6 protein-coding genes are annotated in these 19903 nt (G+C 63.7%); 5 read left to right on the forward strand and 1 reads right to left on the reverse strand.

The window, feature by feature from the left end:
- Positions 1 to 81: 81 nt before the first annotated feature.
- Entirely contained in the window at positions 82 to 1002 is a 921-nt protein-coding gene (locus B5V03_RS33260) for a peptidylprolyl isomerase (protein ID WP_245502415.1), read from the reverse strand.
- 573 nt (positions 1003 to 1575) lie between these two features.
- Here B5V03_RS33260 and B5V03_RS33265 point away from each other — a divergent pair.
- The 5 genes from B5V03_RS33265 (at position 1576) to B5V03_RS33285 (ending at position 19793) form a co-directional block, all read left to right on the forward strand.
- Positions 1576 to 3075 (forward strand): substrate-binding domain-containing protein, encoded by a 1500-nt coding sequence (locus B5V03_RS33265; RefSeq protein WP_129274611.1) that lies wholly within the window; start codon positions 1576 to 1578, stop codon positions 3073 to 3075.
- 270 nt (positions 3076 to 3345) lie between these two features.
- Complete coding sequence (locus B5V03_RS33270; protein WP_129274612.1) at positions 3346 to 4143, forward strand: hypothetical protein; 798 nt, start codon at positions 3346 to 3348, stop codon at positions 4141 to 4143.
- 295 nt (positions 4144 to 4438) lie between these two features.
- Positions 4439 to 17617, forward strand: a complete 13179-nt coding sequence (locus B5V03_RS33275; RefSeq protein WP_129274613.1) for a filamentous haemagglutinin family protein — start codon at positions 4439 to 4441, stop codon at positions 17615 to 17617.
- A 412-nt stretch (positions 17618 to 18029) separates the two neighbouring features.
- The gene (locus B5V03_RS33280; RefSeq protein ID WP_129274614.1) at positions 18030 to 18242 is read left to right on the forward strand and encodes a hypothetical protein; all 213 of its coding nucleotides are present in this window, start codon (positions 18030 to 18032) and stop codon (positions 18240 to 18242) included.
- A gap of 342 nt (positions 18243 to 18584) precedes the next feature.
- Positions 18585 to 19793 (forward strand): polysaccharide biosynthesis/export family protein, encoded by a 1209-nt coding sequence (locus tag B5V03_RS33285; RefSeq protein ID WP_245502416.1) that lies wholly within the window; start codon positions 18585 to 18587, stop codon positions 19791 to 19793.
- The last annotated feature ends 110 nt before the right edge of the window (positions 19794 to 19903 follow it).

Here is a 19903-nt window from a genome sequence, read left to right on the forward strand (position 1 = left end):
CTCGATAAGGCTCATGTCTCGATGCCTGCCATCATCATGATGCGCGACGACGCGGTTGACGTGGGCAAATCATCCGGCCGCTCAATTCTGCTTCGGCGCCGCGTTGTCCGAAGCCTGCTGCGCGTCGAAGCGATCGATCTTCGCCTCTGCGCGCAGCTTGTCGACGAATTCGAACTGGGCGTTGGCCGCGACCATTGCCGCGACCCGTCCGCGAATTTGCTCGAGTGCGATCGGCGTGCGCGTGCGCTGATCTTCGACCTTGACGATGTGCCAGCCGACTGCGGTCTTGAGGGGCTCCGACACCTCGCCCTTCTTCATCGTGAAGGCGATCTTGGCGTATTCCTCGCCCATTTCGGCCCGGCCGCGCCATCCAAATTCGCCGCCCTTGGCCTTGGTGATCGGATCTTCGGACACATCGGCGGCGACGGCTGCGAAGTCTTCACCTGCCTTGATTCTCTTGAAGGCCGCGTTGGCTTTTTCCTCGGCGCCCTTGACCGCAGCATCGTCCTTCGGGTCCTTGAACAGGAAGAAGATGTGACGCAGCTGCAGCTCCGGCTCGTTGTTTGCCGGCTTCACCACGACTTCCTCGTAGGCCTTGCGGATCGATTCATCCGTCACCGCTTGCTGGCCGATGCCGGCCAGGAGATTGTTCATCAGGCCTTGATTGCGCGCAAAGGTCACTCGGCGCTGAATGTCCGCCTCATCGACGATTTTCCGGTCGGTCGCTACCTTGGAGAGCAGAAGCGTGTCGATATACATCTTAAGGATGATGTCGTGTCGTTCGACCGGGTCCTGGCTGTTCAGATTGCGGCCGACCATGTCGTCCGTGACCTTGATGTCGCTCTCGTGAATCTGCGTTCCGTTGACGATAGCGACGACGCGGTCGGTCGTCGCAGACTGTGCGAGGGTCTGTCCTGTCGTGCCGAGCACAGCCGCGAGCAGGATGGCAGCCGTACGGGCACGTGCCGTGGCGAGCGGATTCGACGCGCGAGAAGCGGACATAACCTTCATCACGTAAGGTCCTTTATCTTGCTGAGTTGGCTTGATCAGTGGCGCGGCCGCGGAATGAAACGCGCTGGTCGAGGACGTTCATTGCGGACGCGGCAACACCTTTGTTAAGACGCTCGCTTCTTAACGAGGTGATCGTAACGACCGTATGATATCAAAAAGACAAGTCGGTGACGGACCGGGGCTCTGCGATGCGCCATCGCCTTTGGATCCTTGATCCGAGCGTGGTGCGGCGCGTGAAGCTGCTTTGGTCCGGGCGAATCGTCCGCGTCGCCGTCGTCTTGAGCGTCCACGTGCCGGCATCAATATGAGATGCGGCGGGCGATCTCACGTTGCTCATGTGGATAACAATAAATCCGCGGAACGCGCGAACAATCGAATGGCGTTGATTTCGCGCAGGATATTGCGTCGTCGGCGCACTCCGGTGTGTTATTGTTATGAGAACGGATAACACAATTCACAAAAGGACAACGAAAGCCTCACATATCGCGACTAGCTTGCGCGCGACTTCGATGCACAGCCGTGGGCACGCGCGAAGTTCGTAGAATAATCAGGAGGTCTTTCGACATGAACTTGAAGAATATCTTGATGGGCTCGGTTGCGTTTGCCTGCGCTGGCATCGCTTCCGGTGGCGCGCAAGCGCAGCTGGCGTTCGGCGCCGGCGCGACGTTCCCTCAGATCGCCTATCGGCAGCTGATGGACTGCATGTACAACCAGGCCCAGGGCAGCTCCGGCAAGCCTGGTCCGTATGCCAAGGCTGCGAACTGCTCCGCCTTCAATGGCAGCGGCTTCGGCGGCGTGATCCTCTACGCCGGCACGGGTTCGGGCAACGGCAAGACGGTGCTCCGCACCAACAACAAGGCCAGCGTCACCACGCCCGGCTCCACGGTTCCCTACACCGACAGCACCTTCGGCATCAACGCCATCACCGACTGGGATGGCGTGCAGTTCGCCGGCAGCGACGACGTGATCAACGCTGCTGACGTGACCGCCTGGAACAACGCCGGCAATCCGGCGACCTTCGGCAACATCGTCCAGATCCCGACGCTCGTCGGCCCGGTTGCGATCGGGTTCAACGGCAAGGACGGCGCTGGCGCCCCCCTCAACATCCTCCCCGCCACTCCGACCGGTGGCAGCAGCGGCCTCAACCTCTCGCGTCAGGCTCTCTGCGGCATCGTGTCGGGCCACATCACGAAGTGGAGCAACCCGATCCTCACCGCTCTCAACGGCGGCGCGCTCGGCAGCGGCAACATCACCTTCGTACATCGCACCGACGGCAGCGGCACCTCCTTCCTGTTCTCCAACGCCATGGTCGATCAGTGCCGTTATCAGTTCGGCCCGATGAACGAGACGAATTCGACCGTCGTCTCCTACGCGTTCCCCTGGACTGACCATGCTGGCGTGTGCACCCAGCCGCTGCTGCCGGTTGGTGCGAACCAGCTGAACTGGCCGGATCAGTTCCCGACCGACCAGTGCTCCGGCACGGTTGCCAATCCGGGCGGCGGCACCTTCGCTAACGCCTCGGGCAGCGGTAACCTCGTCGCGCTCGTGGGCTCCACCAATGGTGCGATGGGTTACGCCTCGTCGGACTACTGGCTGCCCGTCCGCGTCGGCGGCATGAAGACGGCGAACCTGCAGAACGAGTGGGACCTCACCGTCGGCACCGGCCAGTTCCACGCTCCGAGCTATACCAATGCCAAGACTGCGATGAGCTCGGCTGTGCCGCGGTTTGCCACCGCTGCGGACCGCGCCAACCCGCTGGCCTGGAGCCTCCAGGGCGTCGTGTCGAACCCGGTCCTGCCGGACTCCTACCCGATCTCCGGCTTCACCTGGCTCCTGATGTATCAGTGCTACCAGAATAAGCCCGTCAACGGCTACAACTGGATCATGACCTGGCTCAACTACGTCTACGGCAGCCCGAACGCCTTCCAGATCCTGCACGACAACGGCTTCGCCGAACTCCCGGCCGCCTGGAACCAGGAAGCCTACACGCTGCTCACCGACTCGACCTACGGCCCGAAGTTCACGGGCTCGGGCGGCTGCACCGGCAAGGTCGGCGCCTACTGATCTAACGTTCGGGCTTCGGCCTGAGCTTGAGGATTTGACAAGATCTGTGCACCCGGCATTGCCGGGTGCATTTTTTGTTTGCGGGGGCCGCTTTCGCATATGGCGAATGCCGCATCGTCATGTCGCAGTCACATTATCAATAACAATGGGCGTTACTAGCGCTAGCCTGAGCCTTCGCAAGCACAGCCTTGGCAAAGACAGCGTTGGGGTTCGGCATGCGGTCGTCACCTGACGGCTTGGGTGGCTGACGCGGAGAGGGCAGCTGGTTCGATGTCGATGCGTGCGCTGACGCTGATCGTGCTGCTGGTGATCGCCACGACCGATGCGCTCGCGGTGAACGTGCCATCGGCGGTGGAGCCGCGCAGCGCGGAGCCGCAAGAGGATTTGTTTGCCACCAGGCCAGATACGGCCACTCCCGCGCCAACCCCGGTGCCGCTAACGCCGCCGCCTGCGGCCGCAGCCGAACCGACGCCGCCGGCGGCCAACCCGCTGTGGGGCAAGCCGCTCAACCGGCTGACGGCGACGCGCGAGCGGCCGCTGTTTGCGCCGACCAGGCGGCCGCCGGCAGTTGCCGCCGCGCCGCAGCCCGTCGCCGCACCGCCTCCGCCGCCGAAGCCGGCCGAGCCCGAGAAGCCGCAGCTCTTGTTGCTCGGCACGGTCGCTGGCCGCGAAAAGATGGGCCTTTTTCTCGATTTCGCCACCAAGAGCGTGGTGCGGCTGAAGGCCGGCGAAAATCACAAGGGCTGGGTTCTGCGGGACGTCACTCCGCGCGACGTGGAGCTCGCGCGCGGTCTGGACACCGCTGTCCTGTCGATGCCGTCTCCTGACATGAAAGCCGGCGGCGCGGCGCCGCTTGCGATGCCGGTTGTTGCAACCATGCCGGCAGCCCAGGGCAATCCTGCACCGCTCCAAACGAGCCTGGCCGGCCAGGCCCCGGCCGCCGCGGGCGCCATCGGACCGACCCCGTCCGGCGCGACAATCGTGGTGCGCCCGCCTGTGTCCCAGCCATCGCCCGCGGGCACCAACCCGTTCCTGCAGGCCGGTCCATTCCCGACGAGGATGCAGTAGGCCCGGACCCAACGCCGGCGCGGCCGACGGCTGCGAGACCCGGTCGGACGTCACTCAAGCTCGGGGCTGTATATCGTTCCATAACATAAGAAAATAACTCCGCGGTAGGGGAGCCGGTTCCTTCGGATCCAAAGCCCGCGAAATTCATCATCCGGCACCATATCGTCGTGTTTGATACACATCTGACATATGAATGTTAGTAAACAATCTGTAAATGCCCCGCGAGTTTCTGGCCGCCTCTGTCTGGCGGCTTTGATCGTCCGGCCTGGACGATCCTGACAGTGGGAAGTGCAGCGTGGCTCATCGCGAAACCCTTGTTCGCCCGATCCTGATGCGCCGCGCGCTCAACAAGACCTTGCTCGGGAGCGTGAGCCTGCTCGCGCTGATGGCCGTCAGCGATCTCGGCGAGGCGCGCAGCCTCACGCCTGGCGCCAGCACGGTTGCGCCGACTGCGGCCGCGATCCAGGCCGGCCTCGCCGCCGCGCAGCAATCTGCCGGCGCTGCGGCGCAGGCGCAAGAGTCGCTCGCCCGCGCCGCGGCGGCGCTGAACGCCGCGCGCAATCTGCAACTGGATGCCGCCGCGGCGGCGAGGGCGGCGCAGTCGTCGGTCCCCAACGGGGTGACCGCGGGCGGATTGATGCAACTCAATCCCGCCGGCTCCATGTCGAGCACGGTGTCCTGCGGTGTCTCCTGCACCAGCACGACCACGACGTGGCAGACCGACTCAAGCTGGACCGGCGCCAACGGACCGGTCGAGACCGTTCAGTCCAATAGCCCGAAAGTCACCGTCGATATCCAGCAGACCCAGTCGAAGGCGATCCTCAACTGGAAGACGTTCAACGTCGGCGCCGACACGACGGTCAACTTCAGACAGGGTGCATCCGACTGGATCGCGCTGAACCGGGTCGATCCCGCCTCGGGCTCGCCGACCCGGATTCTCGGTCAGGTCAACGCGCCGGGCGCGGTCTACCTGATCAATCGCAACGGCATCATTTTCGGCGCCGGGTCGCAGGTCAACGTGCACACGCTGATCGCTTCCAGCCTCGACATCGGAAAGCTCGGCACCAACCAGGCCGAGCGCGACGACTTTTTCATCAAAACCGGTATCGCCAACCTCAATTCGTTCTCGATCTACGATGCAGTCGGCGGCAAGACGACCAATATCGTCGCGGGTGACGTCACGGTCGAGCGGGGCGCCTCGATTAAGACCTATATCGCGTCCGACGAGGTCGAGCTGGGTTCGCCGGGCGGGGTGTACTTGTTCGGCGCCAATGTCAGCAATTCCGGCTCCATCTCGGCCCCGAGTCGCGAGGTCGCCATGGTGGCGGCGCGCACAATCGATATCATTACCTATGGCTTTTCGACTCTGCCGGCGAACGTCCTGGGCACGGACTCCTCAGGCGCCGCCGTCAAGTTTCGCGGAGCCGAGTTCCGGATTTCCCAATTCGATTCCAAGTACGAGCTGAAAGATCCAGCAAACCTTGGTTACGGGACAAGCAACCACTATCTCGCCGGCACCGGCGCCGTGCGCCATGACGGTCTGATCGACGCGTCCCAAGGCATCGTCGTCATGACCGGCGACAGGATCTCGGTTGACAATCCGACTGACGCGACTGGCGGCGCCTTGAAGGACGCGGCCGGCAATCTCGTGCAGGGCGTGATCTCGGTCGATACCAGCATCGGCCGCAACGGCATGGTGCTGCTGCGCGGTGCAACCACTGTCACCATGAACGGCGTGATCTCGAGTCTCCCCGTCGACGACGGAAGCCAACCGCTGATAAGCGGACCGAGCAGCAGCAGCACAGTAGCGAAATTCACGCCGGCTTATATCGAGCTGAGCGCCCAGAGCACGGTCACAGTCGGCGCGAGCGGCCTCATCTCGGCGCCGTCGGCGCAGGTGGCGCTTCGCGCAATCAACCTTGGCGCCGCTTCTTCGGGCGTCTATCAGAATCAGCTGGTGCACCTGTTCAACCAGGGCGCAGATGCGGCCAACACAGGGGCAAGGGATATTGGCACCAATACCCCCGACGCGCCGCAAACGGTGCTTCTTGCACCCGGCGCGGTCGTCGATGTTGCCGGTCTTGCCAACGTCTCGCTGCCCGCGAGCTACAATTACATCGCTTTCAAGCCGACCGGGGAATACGCGGACATGCCGCTACAGCGCTCGCCTTACGAGGCGGCGCTGTATGGCAGCACGTTCTATATCGATATCCGTGCGTCCGGCACGCGTGCCGATGGCACCAAATGGGTCGGCACGCCGCTGGCGGATGCCAGCGGCTCTGTCAACAATGTCGGCCGCAGCATCTATCAGCTGATGACGGTCGGTGGCAGCGTGACGCTGAAGACGGATCTGTTAGCCGCCAAAGCCGGTGTGCAGACGGCCGGTTCGGTCATCAACGTGGCCGGCGGCAGCGTCAAGTTCGAAAGCGGCATGGTGAACACCACCCGCCTGATCGGCGCCGACGGCCGCATCTACAGCATGGCGAATGCCGATCCGAACATGACCTATCTCGGAATCGCGGGCCAGTTCACGCGCAATCATTCACGCTGGGGGGTGACCGAAACGTGGTCGACTGGAACGCAGATCTATTCGCCCGGCTATAGCGAGGGGCACGATGCCGGCAGCGTCATCGTCAGCACCGTCAACCCTCTCCTCACCGGCACGATGTATTTCGGTTCGGTGGCCGGCGAGCGCCAGATCAACGGCGGCCAGCTCCCGTTCCAGGGCACGCTGGACCTGACGACGCCGTCGAACGTCCAGATCGGCGGCGCGGCATCGGCCAATTACACCTCGCAAAGCGCGGTCACGACCAATTTGTCGGCCGACGCGCTGTCCGGCTACGGGCTCGGCAAGCTCGCGATCACCGCGAACGACGTCGTGGTGTCGAGCGGCAGTACGCTCAATCTTGCGGCGGGCGGCAATTTCTCGGTCCTCGCCAATGGCGCGATCGACATTGCCGGAACGGTGTCCGCAGCGGGGGGCGCGATTGATCTCAAGACGGATCGGACAAAATTCGTCGGCGCTCCACTTTTCAACTCGCCGAAGGACCAATCTGGCGCGGTGATTGCCGCCAACGTGTTCGTCGAAGGAACCCTCGACGTCAGCGGTCGCTTCGTAAACGACACCGGCCGCACAGTCTCCGACATGTCGGGCCCCGCCTTCATCGACGGTGGTACGATCTCGATCACCACGTTGAAGAGCAGTCTCAACGAAGCTGATACAACCGGCAGCATCCTGCTTGCCAAGAACAGCACCCTCGACGTGTCGAGTGGCGGCTACATCTCGCCGCAAGGAAAAGCCAAGATGGCATCCGCCGGTTTGATGGCGGGCAAGGCAGGCAGCGTCTCCCTTGCCATCTATCAAGGCCGCTCGTGGGGGGCGCCCGGTGAAATCCCGACCCGGCCGATACCTGCCTCCAGCAAGGTGGCCGTGCTGCAGCTTGACGGCAAGCTGCTCGGCTACGGCTTCGAGAGAAATGGCAGCCTGAGGCTGGCCGGCGTCGATACCATCCGGATCGGCGGCGCGCTGCAACCTGGCGAGACATCGTCGATCCGCATCGGCGGTGTGCCGAACGAGCTTCCGGCATCGCTGCTCACCGGCGGCGGCTTCGGCAGCTATACGATCGAATCCGTTACGGATGACTGGTCCGGTGCGACTGCCCGGATCATTGTTTCCTCCGGGACCAGCCTGTCGCTGCAACAGCAAAACCTGTCGAGCCTCGCCTACTACGGAAACACCGCGACCGGCACCAGGCTTGGCCAGCAGGGCGCACCGCTGGCGCTGCTTCCGGACGACCAGCGCAAGCCGGTCGACCTGACGCTGAAATCCGACAACATCACGATCGATACCGGCGCGACCATCGTCACCGATGCGAAGGCGAAGATCGCCCTCGCAGCGGTCGCCGATGACCATACCCTCCTTGCGACCGATCCGCTGCGAACCGTTCCTGCGCAAAAGGTCGAGTTGCTCGGCAGCATCGTCGATCACGGCGGCACCGTCTTCGTCAATGCGCTGAAGACGCATCTCGGCGCGAAGGCGGTCGTCGATCTCTCCGGCACCTTCGTTGCCAATTCGACGTTCGGCCAGCCCAACGGTGCGAGGACCAGCGGCAGCTATATCGCCGGCGGCACCTTCTCGATCGAAGCGGGGCAGACGATCCAGACCACCGGCGGAAACTATGCTTACAATGCGCCGAACAGTCTGAACTATCTCGTGTCCGATGCCGCCAAGGTCGACATCTCCGGCGCCGCGGGCTTCATCCAGGTGGCGGGCGCACGCGGTGCCACTTCGTCGCTGTGGTCCTGGAGCGATGCCGGCACGGTGAATGTGGATGTGTCGCGCTTTGCCTGGGGCGGCAGTTTTGCGGCGGCCGGCGGTCGGTATGTCGCAGCCGACGGCACCACGCAGGCCGATGCGCGCGCCAATGGCGGCATAATCAGGCTCGGCGGCGGTGCGATCTCCCTGCGGCAGGACACGACGGACGTCAACGCCGCCGTGGCAGCCTTCAAGCAGGGCGTCGGCGCTGCGCCATCGTCGCTGCTCGTTGCGGCCGACCAGCTCTCGCAATTCGATAACGTCTACCTCTATGCGGCGTCCGGGACAGGCGGTGCGGCGCGCTTCTTCAACGACGTGCCCGGCACGATCTACGGCAGCGAGTACAGAGCGCCGTCCTACAATGCGCTGAGCATCACCGGCGCGCTCGACTGGACCGTCACCAACCGCCTGGAGATCGCCGCCGGCGCGATCCTGGCCCCGCCGAATTCGGTCGATGCCAGGATCTCGGCGGCCTATGTGCTGCTGACGGGCGGCGGTCTTCCGACCGCAACCGGCGCCAGCACGCTGACTGTGAGCGGTCAGACGATCGACGTCCAGGGTGCCACCTTCTCTAGCTTCAGCAAGGTGAGCCTGCTCAGCGGCGGCGACATCCGCCTCAGCACCCCCAGGGTCGTGAACGGCATCATCCCGGCCAACGCGACTCAACCCGTTGATCCCGCGACATTCACCGGCAATATGTCGTCGTCCGGCGATCTGCTGCTGTCCGCGCAGCGGATCTATCCGGTCTCCGCCGTCAACTTCACCATCCAGACGCCGGGCAAGGTGACCTTCGCGGCGCCCTCCGGAAGCGATACGCGCGTTCCGCTGTCCGCCGGCGGCAGCCTCAACGTCTATGCGACGACGATCGAGCAGGGCGGCAATCTGTTCGCGCCGCTCGGCAAGATCGCGCTCGGCAACACCGACACCACGGTCTCGCCGATCGTGACCCAGTCGGTGAAGCTTCTGCCCGGCAGCCTGACCTCGGTGACGCTCGCCGATACGACCGTGCCGTATGGCGCCACGCTGGACGGTAGCGGCTGGTACTACAATTCCAACACCAATCCGCTCGCGCAGCCGCCGTCGAAGGGCATCGTGCTCGCCGGCAACAATGTGGAGCGGCAGGATGGCTCGACCATCGATCTGCGTGGCGGCGGCGACCTTCAGGCGATGGAATGGATCCAGGGCAAGGGTGGTTCGCGCGACACGCTGACCACGACGCCGTTGGGCCAGACGGTCTACGCCTTGCTGCCGTTGGGCGATTCAGTGGCGGCCTTCGACATTCACATGACGGCTGCGAGCAGTGCCGACCTCGGCAAGACCGTCACCGCAGGCGACGCCTATCCGCTTGCCGGCACGCAGGTCACGATCGACGGCGGCAACGGCATTCCGGCCGGGACCTATACGCTCTATCCCGCCCATTATGCGACCCTGCCGGGCGCGATGCGCGTGGTCTATTACGGCGACAATACCGGCGTGAACCGGCCGACGACGACGCTGCCCGATGGCACCGTGCTGGTCGCGGGTCACTACACGCAGTCGACCGCGCCCGGAAAACAATCGTCGGGCCAGAGCATGTTCGCGGTGCAGACCAACTCGGTCTGGCAACAATATAGCGAGTACAGCTTCAATCGCGCCAACAGCTATTTCACCAGCCTTGCGGCGAAGAACAATGTGACCGTGCCGCGGCTGCCAATGGACGCCGGCCGGCTCGCCGTCGTCGCCCAGCAGTCGATCCTGCTCGGCGGCATTGCCCTGACCCAGCCGGGTCAGGACGACAAGGGCAATGTCGGACGTGGTGGCGAGCTCGACATCAGCGCGCCCAAGCTCGCCGTTCTCGGCCATGCCGGATATCTCAACCATGAGACGCCGGCCGGCTATGTCGGCCTCGATGTCTCCGAGCTCAACGGCTTCGAGAGCATCCTGATCGGCGGCCTCCGCAGCGACACGACCAAGGGCACGCTGATCACGGCGACCGCCAGCTCCGTCCTGGTCGACACACACGGCGACACGCTCAGCGCGCCTGAAATCCTGCTCGTCGCGGGGGTCCCCACGTCCTCGCAGTTGCAGACGATCCCCCAGACCCTGACGGTGAACGGCCAGACGGTCGTCGTGGAAAACCAGATCTACGCGCCGGGACCGGACAGCGGCACGGTCAGGATCGCGAGCGGCAGCGTCATCAAGGCCACCGGCATCGTCCACGCCGGCGCGGGCCGCAACTACTATTTCGCCGATCCCGCGAACGGTACGCCCACCACCGCCCAGCAGATCGCAGCAGCGCTGGGCGGCACGCTCGATCCGAGCGGCACCGCCATCACCGGGGTGGACATCTCGAAGTTCAACTATTTCGTCAAGAATGCCGACGGCAGCTTCGTGCTCAATCCGGACGGCAGCGTCTATCGCAACACCGGCACCGTCGGCAATCTGCTGCGCGACTATGCCAACCAGGCCAAGGGCCTTGGTGCGCTCTTCGTCGCCACCAACGATTCGAGCCTGAAGGTCTCCGGCCCGAGCGGAGTGGCGCCGCCCTCGCTCACGGTCCAGTTCGCCTCCAGCACCGATCCGAAAGCACCGGGTGCCGTGAACGGTTCGCTCCTGCTGCCTGCCGACGCCGGACGCCTGGTGATCGAGTCCGGCGCCAGCGTCACCGCCAAGTCCGCGACCATGCAGGCGACCGCGTCGAGGAACGCGATCGTGGGCAACAGCAGCGACCTTCATCTGCAGCAGCTCAACGTGACGGCGCGGACCATCGCGCTCGGTTCACCCACGCTCGTCGGCGACAAGAGCGTTGCGCTGTACAACCAGCAATTTGCCGACGTGAAGGAGCTGTCGCTGAAGGCGCTGTCCGGCAGCATCACGATCTATGGCGACTACAATCCGGGCGCGGTGTCCAAGCTGACCCTCGACGCCGCCACCATCGTGCGCGCCGACAACGGCGGCAGCGCCAGGGTTTCGGTGACCGGGAGCGACAGCTCGATCACGCTGGTCAATACCGGCGCGGCGGGCGGCGCGACCAATGCGCCTGCAACTGCCGGGTACCAGCTCGGCTTCGATGCGTCCGCGATCGTCCTTGGCGGCGGCGCACAGACGCTGCTGGGCTACGGCGAAGTCTTCATGACCGCAGCCAATCGCGTGTTGGTCGCCGGTTCCGGCAGCCTGGCGCTCGGCGGCAGCAACGACGCCGTCGATCTCAACCTCGCCACGCAGAACGTCCTCGTCGCGGGCGCGACCTCGAAGGGCAGCGGCTCGTTCGCCGTCACGACGCGCGGTCATATCGTTCTGTCGGACATCCTTCAGCGCGATCCGACGCTGGCGCGGCCGGCCGACAGTGCCGAGACCGGCGGCAATCTTTCGCTCACCGCCGCACAGGTCGTGATCGGCAGCATTATCCAGGCGCAGGCCGGCACCATCACGCTCGAGGCCACAGTGGGCGATGTGTCGTTGGCGCCCCGCGGCTATCTTGCGGCGGGCGGATACAAGAAGACCCTGGTCGACGTCGACACCTACCTGTCGGGCGGCAAGGTCGTGCTCAAATCCGACAAGGGCAACGTCTACAGCGACGCACTCAGCGTCATCGACGTCGCGCAGCCGGAGGGCGGGCTCGGTTATGGCGGCACCATCGAGGTGACCGCGCTCGGCGATCCCGTATCCACGTTCAGCGGCAATGCGACGCTAAATGGCGTCCTGCGCGGCGCCGGCGGTCCGGGCCTCGGCGGCCGGTTCAAGCTCGACATCAAGGGGAAAGCCGAACTGACTGCGTTGGCCGACCGGCTGCTTGACGGCGGCGTGACCGGGGCGATCGACATTCACACGCGGACCGGAAACCTCGAGCTGCTGCAAGACCACACGCTTAGGGCACACGACGTCACGCTGACGGCCGACGATCCGTCCTGGAGCAGCGATCCCAGCGGGCAATTCGGCCAGATCAAGATTCGCGGCCTGATCGACGCCACCGGCTATGCCGGCTACTCGCTCGACGGCAATGGCCAGGCCGGCGGCGAGGTTTCGCTCTATGGCGCCAACGCCGTCCTGCTCGCGAGCAGCGGCGTGATCGACGCGTCGACGACGCACACCGACGAACGCGGTGGCGACGTCACCGTTGGGATCGGCTGGGACGCCAGGTCGAAGATCTTCCTGCAGCAGGGCACGCAGATCAACGTGTCGGGCGGCACCAAGGGCGGCCTGAGCGGCGGCACGGTGACGTTCCGCGCGCCGCTGGACGGCAACAACGACGTCAAGATCGTCGCGATCGGCAACACCGCGAATCCCAGCGGCACGCACGGCGCCAACTATTACGCCGACGGCGACAAGACCTACGACGAGCTTCCCGTGCTCGATGCGACGAACAACGTCAACGACCGCTCCAGGACCAGCATCGTCGGGGCGCGCGCCGTCGCGGTGAACGGCTTCGTCGCGTTCGACACCCAGGCGGGCACGCACGGCATCGATGGATCGAGCCTGGGCTGGTTCGGAACGATCGACACCGCCGGCTGGTACAAGGGGGTGGATCAGAACGGAAATCTCATCCCGGCGACCGAGGGGTCGTGGACCAATGTCACCGGATGGAAGATTTCGGACATTACCGGCGCCACGGGTGGATTCGCCAACACCGCACCCCCGGTTTCCGTGACCAATAGCTCCGGCGCCGTTGTTGCGACTATCAATTTTACGATGGGGATAGGCCTTTTCAGCCCGGTGCAAATCCCAGAGTTCAATCAGCTTACGCCCGGTCAGACGAAAATCCCGGTCACCTTCCCAGAGCCGCAGACTCCGGGAGGCGTCAGGGCTCAGGGCCTCGCCTCAGTTGATGCAAATGGGGTCGTTTCAATCGAGATCACCCAAGCCGGCAGCGGCTACACGACAAGAGCGGCAACGGTAAAAATTGCCGGCGTCATGAAAAATGGTGCTGAAGTTGATGTGCCGCACAACATCTTGTTCAATGTTCTTCACCAATCCAGCCTCAAGATCGTTTCGGCCCAGCTGTCGCTTCCGTCCGGCAGCACTGGCTTTGACGGCGCCTCGCTTGTCTCGGTTCCTGCCGGCACCGCGACCGTGAACTTCGAGAAAGTGTCGAACCTGTCGGGAACCACGAAGCTGATCAACGGGACGCCCCAGTTCGTGCCTGGCACGCCGGACTACATTCCGGCGACCTCGAGCGGTGTGTTCGCATTCGACCCGGCCAACCAGGGCAAGCCAGGCATTGCAAGCTTCACCGGCGGGGCCGGCACGGGGCATGCGTTCTTCGGGGACACGGTGTCCCAGATCACCCAGGGCAACTGGACCTATAACGGCCAGAGCTACCGTTTCAGCAATCTCTTCACGCGGCTGACACCACTGGTGAACAGCCTCGGTGCGGACGTCGTGCATGTGCAGCCGGGCGTCGAGCTCGTGAACTCCAAGGGCGACATCACAGTCAGCAGCAACTGGAATCTTGCAGCAGGAACGGCGGGCGGGCTCGTCGGCGATCATTACGACGGGGCCTCGAGCTACATTGGGTTCAACTATCGTCTGACGACCCCTTGGAGCGTCGATGCGGGCGCGCTGACCTTGCGCGCAGCCGGAAACATCAACGTCAACGCCTCGATCTCGGACGGCTTCTTCCAGTTCGGCGACTATCAGGATACGTCTTATCTCCTCAAGCTCGGCGCCACCGCCCGCACGATCGATAAGAATGGTGGCGCCTACACTTATTATCTCAGCGATTATACCGGCGGCCCGATCGCACCCTACAAGGATACGGCCAACAGCATCAGCCCGACCACGGTGGATCTCGCCAACGCGGATCTGTTCCCGCATGCCTTGCGCGTCTGCGTTGCCGACTGCAATACGTCAACTCCTGTCATCAGGCTGGTGACCTCACCATCGTCCTGGTCTTATCGCCTGACCGCCGGCGCCGACCTCGCAAGCGCCAGCCCCTCGGCTGTCCTGCTGACGAAAGCGGCGGACGTGGTCGTCGACAAGCACGTGAATTACGACAAGCAATCGGTGATCGGCGATTCCTCGTCGACTGCGACATCCGTGTCCTACAACCTCCCGACCATGGTGCGAACCGGTACGGGCAACATCAACATCTCGGCGGCGCAGGACGTCATCTTGAAGGATACGACCGCGCCCGGCGTGATCTACGCAGCCGGCGTCAACACGGCCAGGCTGACTGACCCGAACTACCACCTGGCCAACGGCAGCGTCGTGCCCGACGCCGACAAGGTGGACGGCTTCTTCGAGCCTCGGGTTCTGGCCTATGGCAACAGCGGCGCGAACCAGGGCCTCTACTATGGTCCGCCGACCGCGGCAGCATTTCCGGAAATGGGTGGCGATCTCGTCATCAACGCGCAACACGACATCAAGGGTTATAGCGCCAGTGGCAACAAGGTGCTGCAGTACTATCAGCCCTGGTTGCTGTCCCTTGCCGACGTGACGCCCGACGCCAACATCACGGCCTTGGGCGCAGGTATCTTCGCGCCCGCGGGAACGCAGATCGCATCGCAAACGGCGTGGTGGATCCAGTACGGCAGCTTCCAGCAGGGCTTCCTCAGCGCCGGTGGCAATGCGAGCGTGATCGCCGGCGGCGACCTTGTCGATGTCTCGGTGTCCTTGCCGACCACCGGCCGGGTCAGCGGCGGTCTGGCGGCGGGCAGCACGCCGGTGACGCATCTCTACGGCAGCGGCAACATGGTCGTGCGTGCTGGCGGCAACATCAGCGGCGGCTCGTTCTATGAGGGCTCCGGTTCAGCCGTCATCACGGCAGGCCGCGATATCGGTCAGAACGGGACGGTCTCGAGGTTCCAGTCGAGTAAGCTCCTGCTCCCGGACGTTCCGGTGCTCGCGGTCGATACCGGAAAGATCGCGATGACGGCGAATGGCGCCATCACGATGGCCGGGGTGGTCAACCCGGCCGCGCTGCATGCCCAGCAACCGAGCAGGGCAAATCCCCTCGACACGACTGGCTCCTTGCCTACGACGCCGCTCTACATGGACACTTACGGTCCGGACAGCAAGGTCTCGCTGGTGGCGCAGGCAGGCGACCTGACCATCACGTTCGCACCTCCTACGATCAATGATACGTCAACGACCCTAATTGACGTCAACTCAAAAGCGATTCCTGCGGCCGCGTCGGCGTATCCTGCAAGCTTCGACGCGCGCGCCCTCGATGGCGATCTGATCACGACCGGCATTCGCAAGGTCACGATGGACGATAGGAGCGATCCGCTAAAGATCGTGGCAGGTTCAATCGTTCCAATGCCAGGCATCGCATTGAGCCCATCCGAGCATGGCACGTTCAATCTGCTGGCGCAGGGCAGCATCGACCTCACTTTTGGCTACCCGACGGAGGCGAAGGTACCGCCTTCGGGTACGCCTCGCCCGTTCATCTCCGCCGGGCCATCGTTGATCGATGCTGCTTTCGATCCATTCCGCCCGAACAGCGGTAATGACGATCCCTCCAGCCGCGCGATCCTGGCGCATGAGAATGATGTGGCTGCGGGACTCGATACCACCGCCCGGATTTACGCCGCAACCGGTGACATCACGGCAACGGGCGGTTACGGCAAGATAGCCTCCGGTTCTATTTCCACCGAGATTGTCTACCAGCGAATTGAAATCAATCGCCCGGCCAAGGTCTATGCCGGACATGACCTCAAGGACTTCAACATCATCGTGCAAAATATTCACACCGGCGATGTGAGCACGATCGAAGCGGGCGGAGACATCTCCTACAATGGCCTCAGCAATGGCGGGGGACTGCAGGTCGCCGGACCCGGCTTCCTGGTGGTGCAGGCCGGTGGCGACATCGGTCCGTTCCTTCCCGCGGCCCATAACAATTCCGACGAAGCCAAGGTGCAGGATGGCATCATATCGGTCGGAAATTCCAGTCCGACCGCCGTCGGCAATTTCTATCTCTATAGCTCCACCGGAAGCGGCACGATCGGCATCTACAATCAGGCCCTGCTCGGCCCCAAGAATAACCCCCGGCGCAACGCGCTGCTGAATCAGGCGGCCGGTACCAATCGCGGCGCCGATATCGTCACGATGTTCGGTACCAAGTTCGGTGTCGACTACCAGGCCGTCGTCGATGCCTATGTCGATCCCGCGAACGCGGCGAATGTCACTCATAATTATATCAGCGAGCTGCAAGCCTTCCTTGCCCGGGCCGGCAAGCCCGTGAGCACGGACGACCCCGCAGCTGTCTTCGCGACGTTCAAGGCGCTGCCGGTCGACCTGCAGCATGTCTTCGTCGACCAGGTCTTCTTCGCCGAGCTGAAATCCGTCGGCGTCGCCCAGCTGAGCGGCGAGACGAAATCGCAGCGCGGATACCAGATGGTGGACACCATGTTCCCGGCGAGCTTCGGCTACACCCAGAATGCGCTCGACGGCGGACCCGGCGGCGCGAGCCAGCTCGTCAAGACCGGCGATCTCAACCTGCTGCACGGCACGATCCAGACCAAGCTCGGCGGCGACGTCTCGATCTTCGGCCCGGGCGGCAACATCATCGTGGGCTCGCTGGCCACCGAGCCGAACACCAACCTGAAATTGCCTGACCTCGGCATTCTCACGCTGGGCGGCGGGGCCATCAACACCTTCACCGACCAAAGCGTGCGCGTGAATGCGAGCCGCGTGCTCACCAGCCAGGGCGGCGAAATCCTGATGTGGAGCTCGAATGGCGACCTCGACGCAGGTCGCGGCTCCAAGACCATCTCGTCGGCGCCCTCGCTGCAGGTGCTGTTCGACCAGAACGACTACCAGTCGATCGACCTCAGCGGCTTCGTGACTGGATCGGGCATCCAGACCTTGCGGGCATCGCGCGTGGCCACCGCGGCGAATATCTATCTCGTTGCACCCCGCGGCGTGATCGATGCGGGAACGGCGGGCATCGGTGGGTCTGGTGTCGTGGTTGTCATCGCGCCCGTGATCGCCAATGCCGGCAACATCCAGGCGCAGGGCGGCACCGTCGGAATTCCCACGATTTCCGTGCCCAGCATCGGCGCGCTGACGGCGGGGTCGAACGCCGCGGGTGCGGCAGCCAAATCGGCCGATGCGCCCACCGCATCCGGCAACTCCAAACCGGCCTCGATCTTCATCGTCGAAGTGATCGGCTATGGCGGCGGCGATGGTCAGGGAGACTCGTCGGACGACAAGCAATCGTCCGGCGATGGCAAGCAATGACGCCTGCTGCAAGTCCCGCGCGGCGCGAGCGACAAAATGTCAGCTTGTCATGACGGAATGAGGCCTCGCTACGGGGACGCACTCAGCCATGCGTTGGTACATTGTCGGCAGATCGCCGGCTAGAGGCGCGGTTTCCGGCTCGATGGGACCCTGCAAATGCCGGCGGCGCAGGCAATTGGCGTATCGCGGCCGAGAAGCATCGCCGATTCCGCTTGTCTTGGCCGGATCTCGCGCACGCCAGCACGCTCCGGCCACTTAATATTCACCTTCAATCCGCAATTCTGACTTTTTGTTTAGGATCGGTCACAGCAACGATAAGAAACAAACCTACAAGAATATCATTGGCGGGGGCCAATGTAGTGCGACGCAGGAGCTCGCCTGTTTTTTTGAAATGCGCTTTTGGGGATTGGAAATGCGTGCGATGAATTCAACCGAGCTCGAATGTCTTGAGTCCGCGTTGCCAAAGGCGAACGTGAATGTGTACGATTTGGGCCTGAAGCAGGACGAAAACAGCCGGCTTCGTCGTATCGGGCATCTTGAACACGAGAATGCGCTTCTGATGCGCATGGTGACAGAGACGCAAATCGAGATCGTGCGCCTGCGCGAGCTTCTGTCCTCGAATTGACGACCCGCCATCCTTCCGGCGTCCTGCGCGAGCGTTCCACAGGTTTGCGCAACCTGCACAGCTTGAGCTGTGACGGCCGACGAGCAGGCGCGGCTGAACTGAGCCCATTGACCCGACGAGGCGCGTGCGGGCGGCATCATGTGCCGCCTGTGCCGCCGGTCGCCGTCGTGCGAGCCGGCTCGCTGTTCACCGCATCGCAAGTAGCGTTTTCGCTGTCGCCGCATGAGCGACGTCTATTCAGCAGGAATTGCATGTCAACTCGCGCCGTCGCGCGAGAAGCGTGCCGGCGCGCTTGCGCGTCGCCCGTCGGGACATGTTTGAACTCGGTGCGAATGAGCGGTCATGCGGTTGAGAAGTTTTCTGAAGATCGCATGTTGTCTGATCAGTTCTGCACTCCTCGGCGGCTGCGGCTTCATTCCGATGTCGGGACCGGCGAGCCTCGACATCAGGAACGAAAACACGACGGCGTTGCCGTTCGCGGTTGTCAAGCTCAATCCCGAAGTGGTCGAGATGCTCGAGAAATTCGAGCCCAACGGTTTGCCGGGATTTCTCACGGACACGCGTCCGCCCTCGAGCATCAAGTTCGGCATCGGTGACATCATCAGCGTCACCATCTTCGAGGCCTCCGCTGGCGGACTTTACGTGCCGCTGGAGGCGGGCGTGCGTCCCGGCAATTTCGTCAACCTGCCGGATCAGGCCGTCGACAATGACGGCAACATCACGGTGCCCTATGCGGGGCGGATCCGCGCCGCGGGCCGCACCAACGTGCAGGTCCAGGACGACATCCTCGCGCAGATCAAGAAGCGCGCGATCGATCCGCAGGTCGTGGTCACGTCCAGCCAGCAGCGCTCGTCGCTCGTCAGCGTGTTCGGCGAAGTCCGCACGCCGGTACGCTTCCCGATGCCGTCGGCGGGTGCGCAGGATCGCATCACCGATGCGATTACGCGGGCAGGGGGCATCAGTGGCGCCGGCTGGGAGACCTGGGTCGTGCTCGAGCGTGCCGGCAAGCGCGCGACGGTGCCGTTCGGCAACCTCGTCTATTTTCCCAACAGCAACGTCTTCGTGCAGCCCGGCGATCGCATCTATCTCTACCGCGAGCCGATGAAATTCATCGCGTTCGGCGCCACTGGCCAGCAGGGCGAATTCAACTTCGACGCCTGGCGTATCAATCTGACACAAGCCGTGGCGAAGGCGCGAGGCCTGCTCGATATCCAGGCCGATCCCGCCTCCGTCTTCCTCTACCGCCGCGAGCCGCGCGATGTGGCGCAGCGGCTCGGCGTCGACTGCTCGAAATTCGACGGCGATTCCGTGCCGATCGTGTTCAACGTCAACCTCCAGGATCCGGCCGGCTATTTCATCGCCACCAAGATGTCGATGCGCCCGTTCGACGTGCTCTACGCCTCCAACGCGCCTCAGGTCGATGTCACGAAAGTCCTGAACTTCATCAACACCACGCTCGTCACCGCCCAGAGCGGCACGACCCTCGTCAACAATATCCGCTTCCCAGGAACGACGACCTCGACGACCACCATCACCACCAGCGGGCCGTGAGCGTGCGAGGTGCTGCGATGATGGAGACGGGAGTATCGTGGTGGCTTGACGGCTCGCTCGCAAATGTTACTCATCGTGGGGAAGCGAGTCCGGCCGTATCGAATTATGTT

The organism is Bradyrhizobium betae (assembly GCF_004123905.1).
GTDB lineage: Bacteria > Pseudomonadota > Alphaproteobacteria > Rhizobiales > Xanthobacteraceae > Bradyrhizobium > Bradyrhizobium betae_A.

Coding starts and splice junctions, on each gene's coding strand:
- B5V03_RS33285 (WP_245502416.1), top strand. CDS start 18,585: ATGCGGTTGAGAAGTTTTCTGAAGATCGCATGTTGTCTGATCAGTTCT.
- B5V03_RS33260 (WP_245502415.1), bottom strand. CDS start 1,002: ATGTCCGCTTCTCGCGCGTCGAATCCGCTCGCCACGGCACGTGCCCGT.
- B5V03_RS33265 (WP_129274611.1), top strand. CDS start 1,576: ATGAACTTGAAGAATATCTTGATGGGCTCGGTTGCGTTTGCCTGCGCT.
- B5V03_RS33270 (WP_129274612.1), top strand. CDS start 3,346: ATGTCGATGCGTGCGCTGACGCTGATCGTGCTGCTGGTGATCGCCACG.
- B5V03_RS33280 (WP_129274614.1), top strand. CDS start 18,030: ATGCGTGCGATGAATTCAACCGAGCTCGAATGTCTTGAGTCCGCGTTG.